Origin of the sequence: Citrobacter tructae (assembly GCF_004684345.1) — a bacterium.
Taxonomy (GTDB): Bacteria; Pseudomonadota; Gammaproteobacteria; order Enterobacterales; family Enterobacteriaceae; genus Citrobacter; species Citrobacter tructae.
This window is the reverse complement of the sequence record NZ_CP038468.1, coordinates 70,489-94,248: the sequence shown is the minus strand read 5'-3', so window position 1 is coordinate 94,248 and position 23,760 is coordinate 70,489. Positions and strand designations below refer to the sequence as shown.

Sequence of the window (23,760 nt, the reverse complement as noted above, 5' to 3'; positions counted from 1 at the left end):
ATGATACAACGCCATCTCCCCGCGCTGGCGCTTGCCATCGCGTCCAGCCTTCCCACAGTTGCCAGTGCTTTCACCGTCAACGTGAACTCCAGTGTTCCGATAACTACTCAGGTTCTGCCTGAGATGGCCACCATCCAGGCAACGCTGGTCGAAATACTACAGATGCAGCAGGCCACCGGTACAGCAATCACACAGAATGCTGACAAGCTCGGCGCGCTGATTAATCAGGATGGACAGGCCACCCGTCAGCAAATGATTTTCAATAATGAAACCCAACGGCTGGAAGAAGCTCGACAGAGTTTTTCGGTACCGGATTCGATCTGCAGTGATTCAGCCTCCGGCGTTGCTGCACAAAGTAAAAGTGCGTCAGGTAGTACCGCATCAAAACTCTCTTCCGGCAAAGGCGTTTCCAACTCAGCGGTGCGTAAGAGGATTTCCACTGCATCAGAAGAGCAGGCCCGCGACGCTTATGACGGTGCGAACGTGCATGCAGCGTACTGCACAGCAGCAGAATATGAGCGTTTTGGTGGGACGGGGATCTGCCCAGCCGTCAGCAAAATGCCCGGTGGTGACAGCCAAGTACGCTCGATCTATGGTGGAGCAGGACCGGAAGGGACGGCACCAGCACTGTCCTGGACACAGGAACAGACCGACGCCGCAATGGCCTACATGAAAAACACATCGCGCCCTTCGGCCGGTCGCACGCCCGGTAAAGGTGAAGTCAACACCGTAACCGGACGGACGTATGTAGGATTGCTCAACGAGTACAACGGTATCACCGATGCCGCCTCTGAACCTCAGCTCTCGCTGATTGCCGACAGTAAGCCCAGTGAAACCACCCGTGATGCCCTGAAAGAAGCACTGCAGTCCCCTTCCGCAGCGCAGTATTTTGATGATGTGGCTTCACCGGAGGCGAAAGCGAAAGGCTACATGAGCCAGCGAGAATTTGAATCCTTTGAGGCCGGACGTCGATATGCCAATACAGCCTATCTCTCTGACCTGCAGCAAATGAACGGAGATAACCTTATGCGCGAACTCATCCGAACCACGGCGCAGATGAACTGGCAACTTAATGACATTAAAGAGTTGATACGCAAAGGGAACGTTATCGACGGCCAGTTGCTCGCTGCCTTTGCCCGTCAGTCCTATGCCCCACGACTAAAACAACTCGAATCAGCCATGAACCAGGGAGCGGCCAAATGACATCTGAAAAAATAGTCTCACGAAAAAAAAGCCTCACCGGGCGTATCACCATCGGATTGCTTAGCATCTTTCTACCTGTGCAGGAAACAAAGTGGTTTCTACGATCAGCTCGACACATGACATCACGCAATCTGGAGCGAATGCGTGATGCCTTTCCTGAGCTTAACACCGACGACAAACTGCCTGCTTCTCCTGATTGGGAAAAAGCCGTTGAGGAATCCGGCTGTACTACCGAACAGCTGGATAAGGGGTATGTTAGCCAGCGCCGGCGCTGGCGATTTCTGTTCTGGCTTATGATTATACTCGTTCCGCTTGCACCACTGACAACATTCATCATCTGTGGGAGTATCACTGCACACCAGATCAGCACCTGTGTGGTGCTGTTTTCCGGCGCTGGCGTGGCGTGGTCAAAAGCGCTAATCGTAACCTATCGACTGTGGCAGTTACGCAACCGGCGTGTGAGTCTTGCTGAAGGAGGCACCTTTCAGCATTTCAGGACGGAAACACATGCCTTACGAGATTCCATTCTCGGAAAATAACGGCCCTCTTCTGCCCCAACCGCCATCCCGGCATTCATGTTTTATCCGGAGTTACCGTGAAAAATCTCATTCGTGCGCTTTGTGCAGGGCTGCTTATACCTGTTATCCCGGCACGCGCCGGTGTCACTTACGATGATATAGTCTCTGCTGCGACCAATGCCCAGGACCTTTCCCGACAGGCTCTGGTCACTATCTTCGGCGACGTGGTGCTAGACCCTCTCGCCGCCGGTAATACCACGATGATCGGGAATCTGTTTGCGCTGTTTAACGGAATTATTGCCGTCCTTGCCGTCGTCTGGTTTGTGATTATTGGCCTGAAGCACATCAACAAAACGGGGCATCAGGGCAAGGTATTCAGTGGCGATCGCGATATCACCAGTACACTGAGTACAGTCTCAGGATTCTTGATGATTATCCCGACAGCCAATGGCTGGAGCATGTCTCAGCTCATCATCCTCTGGGGCGCATCGATTATGGGCGTGGGCTCTGCCAACCTGATGGTGTCCAAAGCTGCAAGTGATATTGCCAGCGGCTACTCCCTGACGGTGCAGCCCACCCAGGCCTCGACCCGTACATCTGCACGCGGTATTTTTGAGATGCAGCTGTGCAAATACGCCATCAATACGGCACTGGACGATTACAGCAGCACTGCCAATTCCACCACAGCAAAAATGACTGAGAGATTCGGTTCGTCTGGAGGAAATTATACCTACCGGGTCACGAACGGCAGTGGAGTGTGTGGCACAGCAACAATTCCGGAACAACAGAAATCAGGCTCCTCGTCTGGCTCTGGGAGCTTCTTTAATCCCTTCAGTAATAGCGACACACGTGAAGTCGTGGACGCACAAAACAAAGCGATGGAAGCCATGATTCAGGATATGGATAGCGCTGCCAGCGAGTTTGTTACAGGATTTATGAATAAGCGAACGACCGGAAACGGCACACTCCCGGATATAGAAACGCGCATTCAACGAGCTGCCAACAACTATGAACAAACAGTACAGCGTGCGCTGCCGGCACAGAGTGAGCAAAATGGCATTCAGGATGCTGTCAGGAATTACCTCGATACATACGGCTGGGCGTCTCTCGGCGCCTGGTATCAGACTTTCGCAACGGCCAACCAACGCCTGACTGAAGTTGCCAGTCGCGCACCGGCGACCAGTGGGATGTCCTCTCTAGGGGAAATTGGCAGCGGAGAACTTTTCAGTGCAGTAATGAGCGCATACAGAACTCAATTGCAGAATTCGAGTTACAGTCCGGCGTTGGGGACCACTATCTCAAACGATGAACAAACGGCAGTAGATGGGAATGATCCAAATAGTTATTTCATGAAAACTGTCGGTGGGCCCATGCAGAGGTTAACCAACTACTTAGCAACTTCATTAAGTGGAACAGGTTCTGTAAATGGGCAAGTTAACCCGCTTATTAAGATGAAAAATGTAGGCGATTACACGTTTGGAGCTGCCGAAGGCACATTAACTGCATACACAGCTGTTCGAATCATTGCAGCTGCTGGGGAAGGAAGCTTGGTAGGTAAAGCGCTAGATTTATCTACCGGCACAGTCAGCGCGATTAATAAAGGTCTGGATGCTATATCTCCAGCAATATACTTCCTGCTGCTGCTCATGTTTACGGCTGGGTTTACCTTATCAATCTACTTACCGTTTATACCATTCATTTTCTGGATGACAGGGATTGGAAACTGGATTGTCAGTGTTCTTGTTGGCTGTGCTGCAGGCCCTCTGTGGGGAGCTACACATCTAGGTACTTCACAGGATCGAGGTAGTCGTGCTGCGTACGGCTATATCTACTTGATCGACACGATGATACGCCCAACCCTCATGGTGTTTGGATTCTTTTTCGCATCTGTCGCGATTATAGCTGTAGGTACAATCTTACACGCATTGTTCGGAGCAGCTCTGGTCAATGTTCAGGCAAATTCTTTGACCGGAGTTTTCAGTCTTGTTGGATTCTTAATGATTTATGCACGCCTGTGTACAGCACTGGTATCCAGTATGTTTGCATTACAGGCATATCTACCGGACTACGTGATTTCATTCTTGGGCGGAAGGGATGCAGCCAATACCCTTGGCAGTATGGCTGGCTCAGTGAAAGATATGTTTATAGCCGGTGGGAGAAATATACGCCATACCCCTGGAGTTAATACAAAGGGTATGAATGGCCCCGATGGAACAAATAATGATGGAATCAAAAGTTGAGATGTGGACATCTATCCAGTAGTGCTATAATATTGATTGAAATACCTAAGGAGGGTTGACTGTGAAAGATAGATTCCCTAAATGGTGGCTTCCATATTATGTAGTCAGAACTCTATTCTTGCGGTTCGGAGTTATTACATTAGTTTTACTTGCTCCGCTATTTACTTTATATGTATCGAGCGGGGATTATGTTATTGGAAGTGACTATATTTTTCTCTTTAGTCTTTGGTTTATGCTGTTCGCCCCATTCATCATAAATTACGGCATAGCCAATAATCGTAAAAAAAAGATCCTTGCTGTTATTGAGAAAATCAAGGATACAGGGCACTTCAAGCCGGACATCAACTCAGAAGGCTGGCTCTTCTGGCAAAGTACCTATCTGGGTTTCGACTTCCAGCAAGGAACGTTTTTGTACATCAGAATCTATCCTGGCAACGTTATGGATGTCATTGGTTTCGATGCTTACAGCCTTACCCGTACAGAGGTTGAAGACTCAAAGCTGCGCCTGTTCACAAAGTTTACATCGTTGCCGATGATTCTTATTGATACCGGCGCTGCATCCAGTATTGCTAACCATTTGCACGCAATGAACAATAAAGGATACAGCTATAACTTTAACTTCAATGATGTCGTGAATAAAAAACGTGCCGAGATCGAAGTTCTGACAGGACTACCAGTTCCCGTTCTTGCCTAAAACACATCTACTCCCCTCCAATAAATAGCCGGTTTAATTACCGGCTATTTTTATTAAAGTAGATCATTGCCCTGAAAATTCACTCTAAAACAGATAATGATAATTAAAACCACAATCTGACTCCTTATTGATTATTACTCAAATAAAGGGGATCCATATCAGATCCACAATAATTTAATTTTTAACCAATCAATATATTTTCACCTTCCGTTGCCATCAGTAAACACGCCTACAGACTTTAGATAAGTCCATGCGTTGTTGCCCTTTTTTATTCAGTTAGTCTTCATCTTGGGAGTTTATCCATGACATCCGCTCGCGTGGGATCGAATGACCCGCTTGAATTTCTCGGCGCCCTCGCCATCCTGGGAATTATGGTTCTGCTTGTCGCTTGGCTGTACTTGCCCGAGTTTGTGTATTGGTCATGTTTCATTTTGCATATCCTGTGGGGTATGGCTGACTTTGGACCATTCCATACCTGGGCCGCACCGCGCTATAACCTGTTGGCCGTCACCGCCAACAATGCCCAATACATCACGTACGATCAGTGGATCAACGTGATGGAGCAAACGACAGGGATCTTGATGATATTCCTCATTCCCCTGTCCACCGCTTCCCTGTGGAGCTGGTTACACCATCCAGCCCGCAACTGGCAAACTCGGCGGGTACTCGACATAAGTACATTGCCGTTCGCCATGGAAGCTATTTCTCCTGCAATTTCCCCCATCCTTAGTGAGGGAGATGCCAGTCGTCTCTTGTTGGATAAACGTCGTCCGGAAAGACGTCCGGCACAAACCCCGGAAGGTTTCGTAGAAGAACATCAACTCATCAGTAACATGCAGCTCGATGTTGCCCGCTGCCGGGCTGTTTTCATGGCGCAGCTGGGACGTCCGCTGAATGGATGGAAAAGCCTTGCGCCGCATGAAAAAACTCTGTTCGCAATATTCGGCCTTCAGTTTTTCCTGGACGATCGCCCGGCAGCAAAAGCGCTGATGGATGAACTGAACCGTTCCTGCCGTCTCAAAAGTCGCCGTGATAAGGGGAAATTCTCAGTACCAGTCTATGCGCTGGCCAGAACTGCCTTTAAGCGTGTCATCCAGAGCGAAGGCGCGAAAAAGTGGTTGCATGAGCACCGCTACGTCAGAAGTGGCATGGTCTGGCTGTACGCACATGATTTACGGCTGACACCGCCTAACTGGTTATGGCTCAAGGGAGTGGATCGTCCCCTCTTCTATGCCCTGCACCGGGCAAACACCACCAAAGGATTTATTGAAGGAGCAGGTATCGTCGCCGTCGCCCGCACCGAGAGTGAGGCTATACGACTTGGCCTGCCCTGCCCGCAAGCCTGCGTCGATGAAGCCATTGAGGGACTGCGCATCGATATGCTGTCCTTGGGGCTAATCTGGGACGAACCTCAGCCAGACCTAGACCGCAAGCGCCGCATCCGGACCAACTGGTCACTGACGGAAGATGTTATCACTCGCCCGGGAGGCGACGACGCTCCCATCTTCTGAAAATCCGAACATATCTAACGCGAATTAACATACCTTCTACTGGAGTCTCCTTATGTCACAGAAAAGCACCTACACCACCTTTCGTTGTAACGATTTCATTTACGACACAATTGTGGTTTTACATCAAAGCGGAGACGGCGATCCTCAGGCCCTGCTCATATTCCGCGAACCACAGCGTATGGCCATTCATGATAAAAAACTCATTGCCTTTTATGAGCTTTCAAAAGAAGCCGTGACACTTCTTGATGACCCGATGCACGATGCCGCAGAAGTCTTCAACACCATTGCACTGCAACTCAAAACTCAGAGTAAGGCGGTGATAAAACGGCGAATTAAAGCCCTTGTCCTGTTTGTTGGCGGTGCGTTGATTGCGTCCTCGTTATGGTTCATGGGTACAAGCAACCATACCTCACTTAATTTCAGTAGCACAGAACTGACAATACCTGAAGGGCCTGCCCCTGTTCAGCCACAACAGTCTGCCGCTATTCAGGGACAACCTAAAATGACGGTTCTCCCGTCGACTGACAATACTGTCAGCCACGCTGTACAGGCTGAATCCGCCAACATGCAGAATATTATGAAGGAAAGCCATGAATCCTTACCGGCCTCTCCTGCTGAAGCATTGCAGACGGCAGCAACACCGATAACTCCACCCACGCCAGTAACAACAGAAGCGACGGAACAGTCAGCCCGACAGAAGATGGTAGCCATACTGAAGCGCAGCGCCGATCGGGGTCTGTTCACCATCCCACTCTCAACCGGACATGAACGTACGCTGTATGCATTCCTCGACCCAACCTGTGCGGTTTGCAAAAGCATGGAACCAGCAATCGAACAGCTGGCACAAAATTACAACGTGGTCATTTTCCCTGTATCTGTAGTCAATGACGGTGGCGATGCCGTAGATAAAATCGTTCCGGTATTGTGCGAGAAAGACCTGACTGCCCGTGCTTTAGCATGGAGCGACCTTTTTCGCCCGGACGCAGGCATGCAGGTTCCTGGACAGGCGACCTCTCAACAGGTGAGTTCAGACTGTTCCGTGTCGGCTCAAGCCGTAGTGGCCGTAAACGATACAGGCTTCCGCGCATTTGGTTTCTCAGGTACACCGACAGTGCTGACTGACACAGGCATTCGTCTGGCAACAGGCATGCTGGCCGCACCTGATAAAATTGCTCACTTCATGAAAATTACCGATCCAATGACACAAGAACAGGTCGACCGTTTTGTGAGTTCCCTTAGCATCCAGGAGTAACCCTTGACTGCTCCCAGCCCTGAAGAACGGGGATTCCCACTTCAACGAGCCGAACCTAAGCCGCGTGATGCGGTTCAGGATTTACAGGCTCTCCATGGGCTAACACTGCCAGCCCGGCAGCTTTTATATTACGGGCCGCGTTGATATCACGATCATGGTCTGCCCCGCATTCAGGACAGAGCCACTGACGAATATCAAGAGGCATGTTTTTCATGGTAAAGCCGCAACAGCTACAACGTCTGGAAGAAGGGAAATACTGGTCGATAGCGACAACGCTACGCCCTGCCCATTCCCCTTTGTACTGTAGCTGGCGAACAAGTTCGCTCCAGCTTGCGTCAGCTATCGCTTTTGACAGCTTTGGGTTGCGGATCATGTTTTTCACCTTAAGGGATTCGACGCAAACAACTTGGTTTTCGTTAATCAGTTTGCGGGACAACTTATGCAGGTTATCCATCCGGCAATCGGACATTTTCGCGTGGAGTTTGGCGAGCTTTAAGCGGGCTTTGGCACGATTGTTTGAGCCTTTTTTCTTCCTGCTTAACATGCGTTGCTGCAAAGCCAGTCGCTTCGCATATTTAGCCGTGTGGCGTGGATTGCTGGTTTTGAATCCGCTGTCGGTGACGAACAAATCTTTTAAACCAACATCAATGCCGACCGTGGAAACGGTAATCGGCAGTGATACAGGTTCAAACTCGCAAAGACAGGATACGAAATATCGTCCGGCGGCATCTTTGGTGATAGTGACAGTGGATGGCGCAGACGGCAACTGACGGCTCCAGCGCACATATAACGGCGCCTTGCTCTTTGCCATGTACAACTTGCCGTCACGATATTTAAACGCGCTCGCAGTGAACTCAACCGCCTGCTTGTGGCGTTTGCTTTTGAAGGCTGGATATGCGGCTCGTCCGGCGAAGAAGTTAGCAAAGGCCATTTGTTGGTGGCGTAGCGCCTGTTGCATGGGTACGCAGGAAACGTTATTCAGCCAGGCGAATTCTGGCTCTTTTTTCAGTGCAGTTAATCGCGCGCTGGCTTGTATATAGCCGATCTTTTCCTTTCGCTCGTAGTACGCATCCGTGCGCCAGCGGAGGATGCTGTTATAGACAAAACGTACACAGCCAAACGTCTGAGCTAAAAGCTCAGTCTGCTCTGGTGTCGGGTAAAACCGGTATTTATAGGCGCGTTTCATCGTTTCACATACTAAAGAGGACAATTTGATTATGCAAAAGGCAGTTAGCCGGAAAACCGCTTCCTTTCCTCCCCGGCCTAAAGGCCGGGGTTTCCCGGAGGCATTCTGATGAATAATACGCCCGTAAATCAGGCGCTAATGAAGCGCAATGCCTGGAATTCCCCTGTTCTTGAGCTTATGCGCGACCACCTGCTGTATGCCGGAATTATGGCTGGAAGTGTGGTGGCGGGTTTTATCTGGCCACTCGCCATACCGCTCTTTCTTTTGCTGACCATAGTGGCCAGCATCAGCTTCGGTACCCACCGCTGGCGCATGCCGATGCGAATGCCAGTCCACCTCAATAAAGTAGATCCGTCTGAAGACAGGAAGGTACGACGCAGTTTTTTCAGAGCATTTCCCTCACTGTTTCAGTACGAAACAACGCAGGAAAGCAAAGGTAAGGGGATATTCTACATTGGCTATAAGCGAATGAATGATATCGGACGCGAGCTGTGGCTCACCCTTGATGATCTGACCCGCCATGTAATGTTCTTTGCCTCGACCGGTGGCGGGAAAACCGAAACCATCTATGCGTGGATGCTCAATTCATTTTGCTGGGGACGGGGATTCACCTTTGTTGACGGCAAGGCGCAGAACGACACTGCACGTACCTGCTACTATCTGGCTCGCCGCTTTGGGCGTGAGGACGATGTGGAGTACATCAACTTCATGAACAGCGGCATGTCCCGCAGTGAGATGATCCAGAACGGAGATAAAAGTCGGCCACAGTCTCACCAGTGGAACCCCTTCTGCTACAGCACTGAGGCCTTTGTGGCTGAGACGATGCAATCAATGCTGCCGACCAACGTACAGGGTGGAGAATGGCAGTCCAGAGCTATTGCAATGAACAAGGCGCTGGTCTTTGGCACAAAGTTTTACTGTGTCCGTGAAAACAAAACCATGTCATTGCAGTTGCTCCGCGAGTTTATGCCGCTGGAGAAACTGGCCGGGCTTTACTGCCGTGCCGTGGATGATCAGTGGCCAGAAGAAGCTGTCTCTCCGCTCTATAATTATCTGGTAGACGTACCGGGTTTCGATATGGCCACCGTGCGGCAGCCTTCAGCCTGGACAGAAGAGCCGCGCAAGCAGCACAGCTACCTGACGGGCCAGTTTCTGGAAACCTTCAACACATTCACAGAAACGTTCGGCAATATCTTCGCTGAGGATGCCGGCGACATCGATATTCGTGACAGTATTCACAGCGACCGCATACTCCTGGTGTTGATCCCAGCCATGAACACGTCGCAGCACACAACCTCTGCACTGGGGAGAATGTTTGTTACCCAGCAGAGCATGATCCTGGCCCGGGACCTTGGACACAAGCTGGAGGGACTGGACTCAGAAGCGCTTGAAATCACCAAATACAAAGGCAAATTCCCCTACATGAATTATCTCGATGAGGTGGGAGCCTACTACACTGAGCGAATAGCCGTTCAGGCTACACAGGTACGCTCTCTTGAGTTTGCACTTGTAATGATGAGTCAGGACCAGGAGCGCATTGAAAATCAGACCTCAGCGGCCAACGTCGCAACCCTTATGCAGAACGCAGGCACCAAAGTCGCCGGAAAAATCGTGAGTGATGATAAAACGGCAAGAACAATCAGTAATGCTGCAGGGCAGGAAGCCCGGGCGAATATGGTCAGCCTGCAGCGGCAAGACGGTCTCATTGGCACTTCCTGGATCGATGGTGACCACATCAATATCCAGATGGAGAACAAAATCAATGTGCAGGACCTGATTAAGCTACAACCCGGTGAGAACTACACAGTGTTTCAAGGTGATCCAGTTCCAGGAGCATCTTTCTACATCGAACCTCAGGATAAAACATGCAATGCCCCCGTCATTATCAATAGATATATCACGATTAACCCACCGAATCTTAAGCAACTGCGAAAACTTGTCCCACGAACAGCACAGCGCCGTCTGCCGGCAGCGGAGAACGTCAGCAAAATCATTGGTGTACTTACAGAAAAACCCTCGCGCCGGCGTAAAGCGGCCAGAACTGAACCCTGGAAGATAATCGATACCTTCCAGCAGCGGCTGGCCAATCGGCAGGAAGCACACAATCTGATGACAGAATATGACATGGACCACGGAGGACGGGAAGAAAACCTCTGGGCAGAAGCGCTGGAGATCATCAGAACAACCACTATGGCGGAACGAACAATCCGGTACATCACACTCAATAAACCTGAGTCAGAATCGACGGAAGTAAACGCTGAAGAAATTCAGCTGGCGCCGGATGCAATATTGAGGAACCTGACACTTCCACAACCTGCCTATGTTCCTCCTGCCCGGCACAGAAACGAGCCATTCTTCTCCCCAAAACAGACAAGTTCACCACAGCCAGATATGGAATGGCCAGAGTGACAGTTCAAAAATTTGTCGGGTTTTAGGAACAACTGCCGATAATCAAAATGATATAGCACAAAAGGAAATGAAATGAAGAAACTAATATTTGCCGCACTCTTTGGTTTTTCAGCCGTTGCCGCTGCAGCGCCCCAACCTGTTGTAGACGCCAATGCCGTGGCGCAGTTGACTGAAATCCGTAACATCCTCCTCACGAACCAGCAGAAGGCGTACGCCTGCTCCGATGGCGAGAAGCTTTATACCGTCGGGTTGCAGATTAAACATGATGGTTCTGAATACAAATGTGTTTTAAAGAATGACCACGCGGAATGGGAAGTAGTTCCACGCATTGCATTTAACTAAAAAAGGCCGCGAAAGCGGCCTTTTTTGTTTTTATAGTTCTGCTTTGGAGGTAGCTGAGTCAAAATTCAGTGCTTTCGAATACGACCGTTGCTCATCCTTAGCGATCTTGCTCGTTTCTTCCATATCAAAGTCCGGATATTTTGTTTTAACCGCTTTGCACAGGTCTTTCAGGTGCCCTTCTGCTTCACATACTGCGTTCCGGAAATCATCATGAGCAGCCTTTGCCAACGGATCAGTATGTACATTGTGCTGATGGCCGAACTTCTGCAGATGAGGGTTATTGGTTTCAACGAAGTACCATGCATAAGAAAATGCCCGCGAGCATGACTGGTAAAATAGCTCTACAGATTTCCTGATTTCTTTGTCATGAAGATGGAACTGAGTAGCCTGAATATAACCCTCAACACCGTAGTGGTAATGAAGTGCCGGAATATATACCCACGTTATTTTTCCGTGATGGAAAAACCAGTCATAAGTAGGCAAGTGCATCTGGCTGAATAACTCATAAAGAGTATTTTTATCTTCCTTGTCTTCTGCAGTCATCTTCTTTTTTGATGGCCAGCGATCCAGTGTTTCGTTCGCTATCAAACAGAGCAGACCCAGCCCCAGACATACCCATCCACTCGTGCTCGTATCTGGTATATTAATGCTTGCGTACCTGGATAAAAATGCGTTCACATAGGGGACCCAAAGTGGCCCTGACAACATCGATATACCGGCAGCTATCAGCGCCCTGGTGACCCACTTACGTAGTTCTGGAAAAAAAACGCGAAATATTTTCCAGAAAAATTGCTCATCAATTTTCAAATCATATTTCCTGGGCATACCCTATGCCGCGGTGGAGGCCACAGTGTATTCGTGAAGAAAAAGCTAAGACAAGGCACAGAAACCCTTGCAGGCGACGTTAAAAAGTATTGGAGTAGCTATAACCCTCACTCATTTCTCAAGAGGTCGACATAATCCTTATAGACATAGCTTTTCCCGCGAGCTCTGCCAGTCGTTTCAACAAGAATGCCTGTAGCTTCGAGTACCTTGATCGCAGTACTGGCAGTAGGAAACGTTACCGCAAGTTCAGACTGAGCACGTTCGACAGTTAATCTTGGCATAACTGGCAGTAACTCAAAAAGACGCATGGTTTGCAAGGACGTCGAGGTGTTCGCAAGTAGCATCTTTCGATGCATGGCGATGAGAGAAGCTATCTGAATAATACTCCGTTGAGCCTCCTCAGCAGCTATCTCCACCCCTTCCAGGAAGAACGATACCCATTGCTCCCAGTTCCCATAGCTCCGTATCTCTGACAGACACCGGTAATATTCTTCCTGATGGCTTTTCAGGTACCCGGAAACATATAAAAGAGGTTCGGGCAGGACACCCCATTCTTCCAGCAGGATTGCAATAAGCAGTCGGCCAATGCGTCCATTACCGTCCAGAAAGGGGTGAATAGTTTCGAATTGCGCATGCACCAGGGCAATCTTAACGAGTGGAGGTAACGTCTGATTTTGGTCGTGAATAAACAGCTCCAGATCAGACAAGAGGTTCGTGACTTCTTCCGGGGGAGGAGGAACATAGACCGCATTACCAGGACGAGTTCCGCCTATCCAGTTCTGGCTGGTTCTGATGTTGCCGGGTTGTTTATTAGCGCCACGAATACCATTGAGAAGAACCTTATGCGCTTCCGTAATCAACCGCACCGATACAGGAAGACCTTCAGGTGAGTTAATTTGTTCCCGGACATACCGGAATGCCTGCAGATATTGTGTAACTTCTTCAACATCATCCGCATTGGCAACGGATAAACCTGCTTCGTCATCAAAAACGTCTGTCAGGGTAGCTTGGGTACCTTCCAGCTGGGAAGTTAGCAATGCCTCGCGGCGCAAGGCGCTGTAAATGAGCCACTCTCCGGAGGCAACGAGACCAGACATACCTGAAAGCCTGGCCAGGGCAAGTTCAGCTCGTGTATTTTGTTCTTGCCATACATGGGGATCCAGTTCTGGTTTCGTTGGTGGCAGAGGAAATGGCACAAAGGCATGAACAGCCTCATTGTGGCTTTGGGTGGTTTTGTAGTGGCCTGTTACTCGATTCATTAAAGCTCCTTTTAATAAGCTAGATAGTTATTAAAACATCCTTTAATAACAATATCACTAGTTAAAAAAAGCTTTAATACAGAGGCTGACTCTGTTTATCTTGGCGTCGGTGGTTCCCAGGTATTCTGATGTGAAGCTTGAGCATCCGGAGCATAACTGCTTTGATTCAACACATTTGTGAATTGTTGCTCATGCTCAACACGTACCTGGTCTACATCCGGCCGTGCGATATGGTATTCAGCTTCATCGCGGTGGTTCACATTGTGCCATGCCACCATTTTGGCAAATGCTGTATTGAACTGTTCATCATTCCCTTCTGGTGCCATCGCGACGGTCGGAGAACGACTGAAGAGAACCGGTGCGACTTTGACCATATCCCGCTTCAGCGAATCGTAATCGCCGGTGTTTCTGAAAATAACCCTGTCGCCATAGTCAGTGCAAATGTGACGACCTGTCTCCGGATCCCGGAACTGGACGCGACCATTTTTCTTCAGTGAAGCCTGTAGGCCAGGTACACCGGAATACATCGGCGTACCACCAGGTTCACAGATAACAACACATCTGCTGTCTGTAGTGGATTTCACTGCATTACCACGACGATCCTTGTAATCCCATCCCCTTAGCTGTGATATCGCAGCCTTGTCACCTTTCACCGCTTCAGCTTCAACCCACTGCCGGTAAGACGGCGGATACCATGTTCCCTGTCCGATGAGTTCAGCGCGTTCAGCTTTCATAGCTTCTTTCAGTGTAATCAGAGCCTGCATACGCTGCAGTTCTACAATATGGTAATACAGCTTTCTCACCAGAGGGTCTCGATGTTCGATACGGATGCGCGCTTTACGCATCCGGCATTCATCATGTATAGCCTGGTAGCGCTCACGACCACGCAAATCCGGACGCTGCCAGTTAGCCCGCCAGGCTGCATAACGGGCTTTCAGATCTTCTCTTGCAGCTGCGCGCGCTTCACGGCGCTGGCGACGCAATTCAGGGTCACGTTTCATACCAGGAATATCGCGATCGCTCACGGCCAGTTCCGGATTGTAACGGCTTACCGGCTTAACACGTTCAAAGATGTCTGCCGGCACTGGAACAAATGAACCAGCATGAGGTTCCGCACGCGCAAGTGTAAGATCCGGATGAACATGACTTGCCTTAACAGGAGTCTGTTCGCGATTATAGGCATCCATCACAACCAGCCCCTGCTGCTCACGAACTAACAACAACCCTTGTTTCGCAAACTGTTCATGACAGCGTTCCCAGGAAAAGTGTTTACTGCTTATAAGCGTTTCAATCTCCTGACGGCAGTGCGAAACAGCATAGCCCCAGAGGCTTTCCTTATCGGAGAAAATCTCGCGTTTCAGGGCTCCCTGTGGACCCGATCCTGTACGCAATTTTCGCCATTCCCGATCGGAAACTGGAGTTGCTTCCAGACCGCCACCAGTGAACTGTTCTGCAGGAGGAACCTGCTGGAAAATGTCTTTTGGTACCGGCTTCCAGCCACCTTTATACGAGTCCAGGACCGCTTTCGTTAGCGCAGGCCATACCCGTTCTGCCCTGACTGGTGTGCGCGTTGGATCATATCCATCACAGATAACCAGTCGATCATGTTGTTCTTTAAGATACAAACCCGACTTTGCGAGGAGTGTATGTACCGACTGTATAGTTCGTTGCGACGGGTCCTGATCAAGTGCAATCAGCGGTGCGCGTAAACGTGCGGTCGCATAGTCAGTTAAGGTATCTTTCTCTGTCATTCGTTCAGGACGCGACGGCACTGTAATTTTCTCAGGTTCGTAACGGCCAACAGCCTGGACTTGCGAAAAGATATCCTGTGCAGGAGGAGTAAACTCACCCAGTTTACGAATAAGTTTTTCGGTATCGAAAGCGTGACCAAATGCCGAAAGCGTTACGCCAGGACGCTCACTGTCCCAGCCATCCTTCACTTTCAGCTCGCCGTTATCCGCTGACAGGAACAAACCTTCTTTAGCAAAACGCTGATGGAGAGAAGACCAGTCAGTCACAGGTGCTTCCCGTAAACCGGCTATAGCAGTGTCAGCGATGTATTCTCTCAGGCTCTGAATACGACCACGCTTCCAGGCACTTTGACGATCACGTTCAATCGAAGTACGACGAACAATACGATTGTCAGGTGCAATCACATAGCACCCATTATCGGGCGAAAAGCCATGCTTAAGCTCCAGCTCACGGCAGGCCTTACTCAGTTTTTCCTGGCTGTAAGCGAGACGGTTAAGATAACCGGTCTCCGGGTGAACGCGGTTTACAGCGATGTGAACATGCAGATTATCCGTGTCAGTGTGAACGGCAGAGACGAACTGATGGCCGGCTAATCCTAGGCGAGAAAGCGTATGGCTGACCGAATCATAAATCTGTTCTGGACGTGGGCTTTCATGCGACTGCCAGCTCAGAATATAGTGGAATACAGGATCACTTTTGTTATGGGCGAACTTCGCTTTACGGGCCGAGAACTCCATCTCTTCGGCTGCGCTTTCAATTGACGTACAGTTGTGGAAACAGGTCACGCCGTAAAAATTTACCCATTCACTGCCGTCCGGCATCACGTCAACAAGCGAGATAAACGACTCATCACGCAGTTTCGTGGCATAATCAACAAGACGAGAAAAGCGACTGCTGTGCGGCATTTCCGGTTTTGTTCCGGATGCTTTAACAGCTTCCATCAAATCATCATCGCGCGGTTCATCACGAACAGAAACGTAAGACACCAAATCCCCAAAGGAGGACTTTCCGTCTTGTCGTTTCGGTGGAATAACTGCGATCATGATGTTCTGATTCTCTCCGTACTAGTCGTTGCTCATAAGTTTTTTTCTGAGCGTGGTGGACAATTCTGATATTGCTACAAGGACCGTGGAGTATTCTTTATCCCCGACTCTTTTCCCTTCAACAAACAGATGCTTTTGCAGTCTTCCCAGCCTCAATAGCTCAGTCATAAAGCTGTCGTCGATGAGTGAAATGACCTTTCTGTTCATCGCAGCGTTACGAATGTAAGCCGATACGCTTTGTCCAACCTCTTCCGCTTTCCCTTCAATTTCTTCGATTTCATCAGGGGTAAACCTCAGAGTCTTGATAACGGTTTTCTGCCGTTTATCACTTCCTCTTCGGGATACTTTGTCGCTCATGTGTGCTCCTTACTCGGGTGTCGGGGCGGAGCCCTGACCAGGTGGCATTTGTAATATCGTGCGTGCGCGGTATTACAAATGCACATCCTGTCCCGTTTTTTCGGCCATTATACGCTTCGCTGGCTGTTTCGCCTAGTGGCGATTTGACGGCATCGGCAGTGCGAGACACTGCCACTTTTTATTTGGCAATGGTATGATTGACATGAAAATCATAGCGGCAATATGTGAAAGGAAAAATTTGATATGGCAGATAAAAAATGGTTCACAACGGAAGACGTTGAACTGGCAAAAATGACGTTAGATTCTCTACCTGATTTAACCGAGAAACGTCTTACCAAATCCGACGTATTGAATAAACTGCAAGACCAGATAATTTTGCTTTCTGGTCATAAAGGCTATTCTGTAGATGATATCCGTTCGGCTTTAGAGGGTGTGGGTATCCAGACAAGTGTTAAAGCTATTCGTGAAATATTAAGTAAGCAGAAAAAAACAACAAAAGGGGCAGGTTTTTCTCGTAACAGAACGACTAAAAATTCTAATCAAACTCCAGTGAATCAAGAAAGTTAAGAATTTTTACGGAGAACACTGGAACCTGATGAGAGGCATTATTTTACCACGATAGTGGTTAGATAATTCCGAACTGTGTAATTAGCTGAAAACTGATTCAATACCTGAGTTTGTCACGCCCAGCACCATAATTAGCGGGAGTTTCCTCCCGCATTGCATCATTCATGACTTCAACTTTTGCATCATTTCTGCCATTCCCCACAATGCACGGTTCAGTTTTACATCCCCATCAATTCCGGTCACTGCACGTGTACGCTGTCTCTTTCCTTGCGCTGTTTTTCCCAGTAAACCACCCTTTGTCATATTCTCCTGAACACGCTGATACGTCGTCCAAAGATCATTAGATTTATCTTCATTTCGGCGAACATTGAGCAAATCGGATGGTGCCAGAGGGATGTGCTTTCCTTCTGAGTTTTCATCATAACGCCAGCCCAGAGCGGTCTGTGCAAAAATTTCCTGCTCCTCGCGTGTCAGCGCGGTGTCTTTCATTATTTCTCGTGACTCTGTTATTTCGTCAAAAATTCCCAGAACCTCGTATGCACCTTCTATAACTTGCTCGACTACATCGCCTTTGTGCGGGACACGGATCTCCCCGAACGTCTGCCCGCAAATCATCCCGTTGGTGCAGACGAAGCGGAACATTCCCGGAATCATCTGATAACTGCTGCTACCATCGTGGCTATTCAAAAGAATTATTTCCGGAACCTCTTTACCTGCAATTTGCCCGGCGCGACGCAAACGCATCATATGTTTGGTGTGACCACGTTTTCCTTCATCACGGGTGCGTGTCTGGCAAGCAAAGAACGGCAGGAAACCTTCTTCGCGCAATTTTTCCAGAACGGTAATCGTTGGAATGTACGTGTAGCGTTCGCTACGGGAATCATGTTTGTCCTCGGAAAAAATACTCGGAACAACATGCATCAGTTCATCGTTCGTCAGTGGACGTTCGCGACGGATGACATTCATTGATGCAAAACGAGATGCTAAACGGGCCATAGTGATTCTCCTCATGATGATTATAAAATTGCTTCTGCCGTCGCCTTTTTGATGATGATTCACCATCGCGGGTGGCCGTTCCCGTGATAAAGCGAACGGCCTGACCTACAAGGAGGAGATGCAAGGGTGCAGCAGGAAGCCGCAGCGCAAGCGACCAGAGGGAGTGCGAACGGGTGAGTGATGTGCCCTTGCATAGACTCCGGGTCGGGCCAGAGTCTTTCACGGGTAAGGCAGCACGCGGTGAGCAAAGTACTCAAAAGGTGAAAGCTGGAATTATCCGGCGGGCGAAGCCCGTTTCCTTTCTGGGGCCGCCAGGTGGCCCCAGTCAGGGCGGCGCTGTCGGGACGGCAGCTGCAAGCCCGTGCGCCGGAGGTGGAGAATTATGCCCGGGCGTGCCGGGCTGATACTTACCAGTCAAATACTGGCGCACCTTCCACATTATCCCCCACAGATGAGAAATGGATCATGCTAATATTGGCCTGCTTAATAGACCGATAAATTAACGCCCGTGTGGTTCGTGAAATGCCCAGACGTTTCAGCCGGAGAAGCGGACGTGTGGGAGCATCGAGGCGCAGAAGATACCCGACATCGGTATCCAGAATCCACGGCCATTCGTTCTCTGATTGGGTCAATTCCTGCAATAAATAATTATCTTCTAACGTGATATGAGATATTCGACATTCCATAACCGGGCGCAGCATCATACGCGGAGCGATGATACTTTTCCCCCATCCCAATGAATCCGTAATATCGTTCCACGCCCATTCATCATCACCAGGAATAGGGCACTCCAGCAACTGGAAAGGAACCCCGATTTTCTCCGCAATTTTCTTACCTATCGAGATCACATCCTCATTACGTTCCTGAAGATCGCGGCCTGCAATATATTCACCATCCAGATAAATGGCCTCCTCGCCGTTCTCAAGACGGATACCTGTTACGCCGCGTGGCGCATTTTGTAGATAATATTTTGGCATTGGTTATTCTCCGCAATGGCGATCAAAAGCCGCCCCGTTGCGGGGCGGCGGCTGTCAGATGTAGCCCAACTCGGCGTTCACGGTAGTCATGAACTGCTGCCAGTATTCAAATCGCAGCGCAGGTACATGCGCGCGGCGGCCACTCTTCAGGGCGTTTACAAACGCCTTCGCCTGTGCGACTATTTGCGGGTCGAAAATCATAGTTAACTCCTTTGGTTTTGATGAGGACCAGTTGCATCTGGTCTGGAAGAAGCAGAGTTCGCGCTCTGCTTTTTTATTGCCTGTGATCCGGCAATCCTTTCTGCGTCGATGACGCAAGCCTTCAGTTGTTCCCCCCCGGCTCCTTCTGCCGTCTCTTTTTTCTTCGGCTTCCGGGCCAGAACGAAACGCCCTCATTGCGCAGACGATCCGGCAGCGCCCGAAAGAGGCTGCAAGGGTTAAGGACTTATTTTTTCTGCGTCACACCGGAAAAAATCAGGCCTTAAGCAGCTCTGCTGCGACCCTTTCAGACGCTTACGGGAGATGTCAGTCTGCATCAGCAATGAGAGGCTTTCGTGCGTGCGGAGGGGAAAAAGGACGGCAGAAGAAGCCGGTGAAGCCGGCTTTCCTTAGCGGACGCCAGCGGCGGCCAGTGAAAGCGGCGCGGCCGGAACGGTCGCAGCAAGCGCGGGGGTTGCCGTTCGACATCGGACACTAGCGAATAGCCCGAAACCGCTTGCGGGTTCGGCGGAGCCTGGCCGGTGCGTCAGCAGCTGCCCGGCGGAGTGTGGCCTGACGACCCGGCGCGCTGGCGCGACGGGGAGCCGAAGGGGGCGCACCTTTCGCATTTTCCTTTCTCTTTTCGCTGTCAATTTCAACATCAAAAAAAGTGCAATTTCTGCACCTTTTAACCTTCAAAAAAACCATAATTTCATTATAAAATAAGTGCAATTTCTGCACTTTTTTAAGGATAAATAATGACAGGTTACGAGCTTCGACTCTGGAGAAAAGGCCTCGGCTGGAGCCGTGACAAGGCGGCTGAACAACTGGATATCAGCCTGCGAACCTATAAAGACTACGAAAACGCGCCCCGCCTGAAACGTAGCATTGCGCTGGCAACAGTGACGCTATCACTACAGGACCAGCTGCCCCGATTCAGACAGAACCGGACCAGCGGCGACAAAATGCGTGAAATGCTCAATACGATGATCGATGATGCGATCCATCCGGATTAACGGCCCTTCCCTGCGGGCCTCCCCTGCAACGTGTCCTGCACATATTTTTGCGCCATATTCCAGACTCGCGCTTCATCTTTGCTCAGTTCCTCTGAATCAATGGCTTCACAGGTATAGTAAGCATCCCATGGCGGCGGATGACTGACCGCTTTGGGCATATTCAGCAGTTCAACCGCCGCGCGAACTGCCGGAAGCACATCACCCGAATCGATCCCTTCATCAAAAATTATCTCTGTGCCCATCGCCACGTTATCCTCCAGCCACGCCAGCAGGATTTCCAGTTTGTGGGGTTTGCTCATACGTCCTCTTTCGGTGTGGCCCGGCAATCGCCGGGCCTGATTTTTCAGTCAATGGCCCGGTAAATCAGATCGCGTTCCGGGTGTTTGATGATGCTGATATAGTCCTTCAGCGCGTCCTGACGATCGACAAGCCCCTGGCAGACTTTCGCCATGCGCTCCCCCATTTCATAGACCTGCCAGTTCAGACGATTGAGGGACATCAGTGTCGCAATGATCCCGGCGGCCTCCGCTGAAACCTCAGCATCGAAGTAATTTCCCGGCATGGTCACGTGATACACCCCTTCCGGCGGTACCAGATACCCGGTCGGTCGGGTAATACAGTCCTCAGTCCATCCGTCAATTCGACCGCTGATACCACGCGGAACGGCAAAGTAACGCCAGAAACCTCCGTCATACTGGCTATGTACCTGTAACCAGGAGGCGACCAGCTGGTCGCCCTGCGGCGTGAAGAATAATTCAGGAATAAAGGCCAGACGCTGGCGCGGGTCAGTGATTTCAATGCTGGCAGTCGGGGCAATCATTGTGGAAGTCATCATTATTCGGCTTTCCTTAGTGGCCGCCAGTGGCGGCCAGTTTAAGTGGCGCTGCCGGAACGGCAGCTGCAAACGCTATATGTCAGGCGGCAATATCGAGGCCGTACATAAAGTCCTTCATTGCTTTCATGCGTCTCTGGAACTCCAGCTTGTTTTTAAAGTCGTTCCAGTAATAAACCGGGGTATACCGCGCACGATGCAGGTTCATTGTCAGCGTGTTGCCTGTGATAACTTCCGCCGGGATACCCAGTAACGAAAGCTGAACAAACGCCATATCGGCGGCGATCGGGTCAATATCGATACAGCTTCCGAACATGTGATTCGAATGGTCATATCCGGCATCTAACAGGCATTCGGCATAGGCGATAATCATCCCCGCCGCGCCGCTCGCAGGGTCACTGACGGTGACAAAACCCTCGCGGCGGATCGACTCTTTCACGCCGGGCATCATCATTCGTGCCATCATCGACTGAACGGAATACGGCGTGAAGTATTGCCCCATGCCATTAGATCCCAGCTCCAGCTCCATGAAAATCGCGCCGAGAAAATCATGAAATTTGGCATCGAGCGCGCACACCATCAGGATGAAAAGATCATGCATTTTCTGAATATCTGCGGCCTCGTAGCGCTCGCAGACTTTGCGGCTACGCTCGATATTCTCCGGTGTAAGAATCCGCGCCAGATCCAGCTCACTGGCAGAAAGCGTGATGAAATCGCAGAACACATCCCAGCGGCGCATATAACGCGCGGTATCGTTAAACAGGCGGATAAACTGCTTACGTGCTGCATCCACGTGCATCAATCCGATAATCGGCTTCTTTTTGGAAACCGGAACAATTGGAATAACGTTGTCAGACTCACGCGCCTGGTTGAAAAATTCTGCAAAACTCAGTTGTGACATAGTTCCCCCTGCTTGCCGCCCCTTCAGGGGCGGCTCCGTGTATCAGTGTGTTTTCTGGCTTTCAGGAATGAAGGTCGCTTTGACCTTCGCCACAATGACGGCGTGATTCAGGTGGCTGTAATCACGCAGACGGAAATAACGCTTGCCGCAGCGCACGAAAATATCAGTCACGTTCCCGCAATACATTTCCTGCATCATGAACGTTTCAGTGTCCTGCGCGGTGTCGCTACGCCAGTTCATTGGCGGCATCATCCCTGCCGCGTCATGGAACTTGTACACGTCGATTTCGACGGGTGCAGTGACAGCCGCTTTTTCGCGGGTCAGCCAGTAGGCGCGCTCGGCCTCGGCGGTCGCGTTCATGTCCAGCGTGTGGGTCGGTTCGGTCTGATATACGTGCATAAGGATCTCCTTTCTTTTAATCACATCACCCGTTGAGTTACGGGAGCCGCGGTTTTGACGTTTTGCGGGAACCTGCTGAAGTTTCCCGGGTTGTTTCACTTCACCCGTTTGAGAACCTTCGCCGCAGGTGCAGCACGCCACCGGCCGACGCCGGAATCCGGGGCGGAAGCGCAAAGTTTTTACCTGGAAAAAGTTTTCGCTGGAGAGCGGCAGCGGCCCTGGATGACAAGGAGGACTGTGGCGTGATTCAGCACCCAGGAGGAGGATCTCAAAGGGCGAAACGCACAACGGAGAAGACGAGCCGGGACCCGCCGCAACGGCGATACGCGGCAGCGTAGCGATGTTGCCCTGCAGAATCCCGTCGCCGGCGACGGGATGGTGAGAGCGGCGTGGCCGGAACGGCCGCAGCAAGCGTGGGGTTGACCTTCTCCATCGGACACTAGCGAATAGCCCGAAACCCGCAGGGGTTCGGCGGAGCCTGGCGGGTGCGTTAAGCAGTTGCCCTGGCGGAGTGTGGCCTGACGACCTGGCGCGCTGGCGCGACGGGGAGCCGAAGGTGGTCGGGTTCTTCGCCTTTCTGGTTTGAAACAGCAAAAATCCGGGAGAAAATGGCACAGCTATCAGGGAAAGTGGTACAGAAGTGAGTAAAGAGAAACAGACGGCAGGAAGAAAGCGGAAGACGACTAAATGACCATAATGAGGACATAAACGGAGGGGAGGATGGGAGGCGCGCAGCGCCTCTCCCCCGCCCTTCCAGCTGGGCGCCCTGCAGCAGGTTGTTCATGCCAGGCCAGACAGGGAAAAGGGCCTCCCTGCGAACAGGGAAGCCCTTCTAAAAGCGCTTGCGGCAATGGTCCGACAACATCCGATACCCTGAATGGCGGGGGTTTCCCCCCGCCGGGGTTAGCTACTTAGCGGATTCGTAAGCCAGTATTGCAGCGACCTCCCGTTCTCCGTCCTTCAGCCTGATTTCGCAAAGCGATTTTCGGGTCAGGTATGTGAATGCCAGCAGTGTTAAACACACTATAAGCACACACCAGATAACGGGACTTCGCGGCAGTTTCATGGCCTTCTTCTCCTTGCCTTACGGCATCTAAGAGGCTATCCTGATGGTGTCGATTCATGCAGGGGCCTCGGTTAATGAAAATTAACTGGGGCTTTTGTCTTTCTGCCTCACGACACAGGTACAAACCACCGGAACATCCTGAGGCAAAAAGCCTCAAGCGCCACCGCCATTATACCGTTCATCCCTCTTTCTGCCCAGGAATAGGCAGCTAACTGTC

23 protein-coding genes and 1 pseudogene are annotated in these 23,760 nt (G+C 50.5%); 10 read left to right on the top strand and 14 right to left on the bottom strand.

All coding sequences use genetic code 11. The annotated features are described in order from the left end of the window. From traW to E4Z61_RS00535, 6 genes are all read left to right on the top strand, one after another. Window positions 1-1,203: a conjugal transfer protein TraW gene (traW, locus tag E4Z61_RS00560; protein WP_048227644.1), complete on the top strand. Its 1,203-nt coding sequence runs from the start codon at window positions 1-3 to the stop codon at window positions 1,201-1,203. After that, complete coding sequence (gene traX / locus E4Z61_RS00555; RefSeq protein ID WP_094935555.1) at window positions 1,200-1,742, top strand: conjugal transfer protein TraX; 543 nt, start codon at window positions 1,200-1,202, stop codon at window positions 1,740-1,742. Before traW ends, traX begins: the two co-directional genes overlap by 4 nt. Window positions 1,743-1,798: 56 nt before the next feature. Next, window positions 1,799-3,961 carry a DotA/TraY family protein gene (locus E4Z61_RS00550; protein ID WP_053389037.1) on the top strand — a complete coding sequence of 721 codons (2,163 nt, stop codon included), beginning with the start codon at window positions 1,799-1,801 and terminating at the stop codon, window positions 3,959-3,961. Window positions 3,962-4,022: 61 nt separating this feature from the next. Further along, window positions 4,023-4,655 carry a plasmid IncI1-type surface exclusion protein ExcA gene (gene excA / locus E4Z61_RS00545; RefSeq protein WP_053069310.1) on the top strand — a complete coding sequence of 211 codons (633 nt, stop codon included), beginning with the start codon at window positions 4,023-4,025 and terminating at the stop codon, window positions 4,653-4,655. A gap of 302 nt (window positions 4,656-4,957) precedes the next feature. After that, window positions 4,958-6,166: a secretion/conjugation apparatus DotM-related subunit gene (locus E4Z61_RS00540; protein ID WP_053389036.1), complete on the top strand. Its 1,209-nt coding sequence runs from the start codon at window positions 4,958-4,960 to the stop codon at window positions 6,164-6,166. Window positions 6,167-6,218: 52 nt separating this feature from the next. After that, window positions 6,219-7,418 carry a thioredoxin domain-containing protein gene (locus E4Z61_RS00535; RefSeq protein ID WP_053389035.1) on the top strand — a complete coding sequence of 400 codons (1,200 nt, stop codon included), beginning with the start codon at window positions 6,219-6,221 and terminating at the stop codon, window positions 7,416-7,418. 55 nt (window positions 7,419-7,473) lie between these two features. On the opposite strand, the gene E4Z61_RS00530 is transcribed toward E4Z61_RS00535, so the two are convergent. Continuing rightward, a complete protein-coding gene (locus tag E4Z61_RS00530; protein ID WP_058687261.1) occupies window positions 7,474-8,604 on the bottom strand; it encodes an RNA-guided endonuclease InsQ/TnpB family protein in 1,131 nt (376 codons plus the stop codon). Window positions 8,605-8,712: 108 nt separating this feature from the next. Between E4Z61_RS00530 and trbC the strand changes: the two genes are divergently transcribed. Both trbC and E4Z61_RS00520 read left to right on the top strand, forming a co-directional pair. Then, a complete protein-coding gene (trbC, locus tag E4Z61_RS00525; RefSeq protein ID WP_053389033.1) occupies window positions 8,713-11,013 on the top strand; it encodes an F-type conjugative transfer protein TrbC in 2,301 nt (766 codons plus the stop codon). Window positions 11,014-11,085: 72 nt separating this feature from the next. Then, window positions 11,086-11,355, top strand: a complete 270-nt coding sequence (locus tag E4Z61_RS00520) for a hypothetical protein (protein ID WP_048227650.1) — start codon at window positions 11,086-11,088, stop codon at window positions 11,353-11,355. A gap of 30 nt (window positions 11,356-11,385) precedes the next feature. Here E4Z61_RS00520 and E4Z61_RS00515 read toward each other — a convergent pair whose 3' ends face one another. The 4 genes from E4Z61_RS00515 to mobA form a co-directional block, all read right to left on the bottom strand. Further along, complete coding sequence (locus E4Z61_RS00515) at window positions 11,386-12,162, bottom strand: hypothetical protein (RefSeq protein ID WP_094935554.1); 777 nt, start codon at window positions 12,160-12,162, stop codon at window positions 11,386-11,388. 125 nt (window positions 12,163-12,287) lie between these two features. Continuing rightward, window positions 12,288-13,439 (bottom strand): Fic family protein, encoded by a 1,152-nt coding sequence (locus E4Z61_RS00510; protein WP_048227653.1) that lies wholly within the window; start codon window positions 13,437-13,439, stop codon window positions 12,288-12,290. 95 nt (window positions 13,440-13,534) lie between these two features. Beyond that, window positions 13,535-16,234 (bottom strand): relaxase/mobilization nuclease domain-containing protein, encoded by a 2,700-nt coding sequence (locus E4Z61_RS00505; RefSeq protein WP_058687263.1) that lies wholly within the window; start codon window positions 16,232-16,234, stop codon window positions 13,535-13,537. A gap of 21 nt (window positions 16,235-16,255) precedes the next feature. Then, window positions 16,256-16,591 carry a plasmid mobilization protein MobA gene (mobA, locus tag E4Z61_RS00500; protein WP_048227655.1) on the bottom strand — a complete coding sequence of 112 codons (336 nt, stop codon included), beginning with the start codon at window positions 16,589-16,591 and terminating at the stop codon, window positions 16,256-16,258. A gap of 243 nt (window positions 16,592-16,834) precedes the next feature. On the opposite strand from mobA, the gene E4Z61_RS00495 reads away from it, so the two are divergent. Further along, window positions 16,835-17,158: a hypothetical protein gene (locus E4Z61_RS00495; RefSeq protein WP_069325148.1), complete on the top strand. Its 324-nt coding sequence runs from the start codon at window positions 16,835-16,837 to the stop codon at window positions 17,156-17,158. A 162-nt stretch (window positions 17,159-17,320) separates the two neighbouring features. Here the strand turns inward: E4Z61_RS00495 and E4Z61_RS00490 are convergent, their stop codons facing one another. The 3 genes from E4Z61_RS00490 to E4Z61_RS00480 form a co-directional block, all read right to left on the bottom strand. After that, window positions 17,321-18,154, bottom strand: coding sequence for a DUF932 domain-containing protein (locus E4Z61_RS00490; protein WP_053389752.1), 834 nt, complete (start codon window positions 18,152-18,154; stop codon window positions 17,321-17,323). Window positions 18,155-18,561: 407 nt separating this feature from the next. Then, window positions 18,562-19,131, bottom strand: a complete 570-nt coding sequence (locus E4Z61_RS00485; RefSeq protein WP_053389751.1) for a DUF5983 family protein — start codon at window positions 19,129-19,131, stop codon at window positions 18,562-18,564. A 54-nt stretch (window positions 19,132-19,185) separates the two neighbouring features. After that, on the bottom strand, window positions 19,186-19,332 hold the full coding sequence (locus tag E4Z61_RS00480; protein WP_048227658.1) for a hypothetical protein: 147 nt from the start codon (window positions 19,330-19,332) through the stop codon (window positions 19,186-19,188). Window positions 19,333-20,087: 755 nt separating this feature from the next. Between E4Z61_RS00480 and E4Z61_RS00470 the strand changes: the two genes are divergently transcribed. Next, window positions 20,088-20,345 carry a helix-turn-helix domain-containing protein gene (locus E4Z61_RS00470; protein WP_053389750.1) on the top strand — a complete coding sequence of 86 codons (258 nt, stop codon included), beginning with the start codon at window positions 20,088-20,090 and terminating at the stop codon, window positions 20,343-20,345. Here E4Z61_RS00470 and E4Z61_RS00465 read toward each other — a convergent pair. The 6 genes and pseudogenes from E4Z61_RS00465 to E4Z61_RS23995 all read right to left on the bottom strand — a co-directional run. Beyond that, a complete protein-coding gene (locus tag E4Z61_RS00465) occupies window positions 20,342-20,644 on the bottom strand; it encodes a DUF957 domain-containing protein (protein ID WP_053389749.1) in 303 nt (100 codons plus the stop codon). The two genes, E4Z61_RS00470 and E4Z61_RS00465, sit on opposite strands and share 4 nt — an antisense overlap. 44 nt (window positions 20,645-20,688) lie before the next feature. Further along, complete coding sequence (locus E4Z61_RS00460; protein WP_053389748.1) at window positions 20,689-21,180, bottom strand: antirestriction protein; 492 nt, start codon at window positions 21,178-21,180, stop codon at window positions 20,689-20,691. A 79-nt stretch (window positions 21,181-21,259) separates the two neighbouring features. Continuing rightward, complete coding sequence (locus E4Z61_RS00455) at window positions 21,260-22,078, bottom strand: N-6 DNA methylase (RefSeq protein WP_053389747.1); 819 nt, start codon at window positions 22,076-22,078, stop codon at window positions 21,260-21,262. Window positions 22,079-22,120: 42 nt separating this feature from the next. Then, window positions 22,121-22,477: a hypothetical protein gene (locus tag E4Z61_RS00450; protein ID WP_040231230.1), complete on the bottom strand. Its 357-nt coding sequence runs from the start codon at window positions 22,475-22,477 to the stop codon at window positions 22,121-22,123. A 907-nt stretch (window positions 22,478-23,384) separates the two neighbouring features. Then, window positions 23,385-23,510, bottom strand: a complete 126-nt coding sequence (locus tag E4Z61_RS00440) for a type I toxin-antitoxin system Hok family toxin (protein WP_228719026.1) — start codon at window positions 23,508-23,510, stop codon at window positions 23,385-23,387. After that, window positions 23,452-23,601, bottom strand: a pseudogene (locus tag E4Z61_RS23995) (DUF5431 family protein); the annotation flags it as partial. The gene E4Z61_RS00440 and the pseudogene E4Z61_RS23995, both read right to left, overlap by 59 nt. Between the last annotated feature and the right edge of the window lie 159 nt (window positions 23,602-23,760).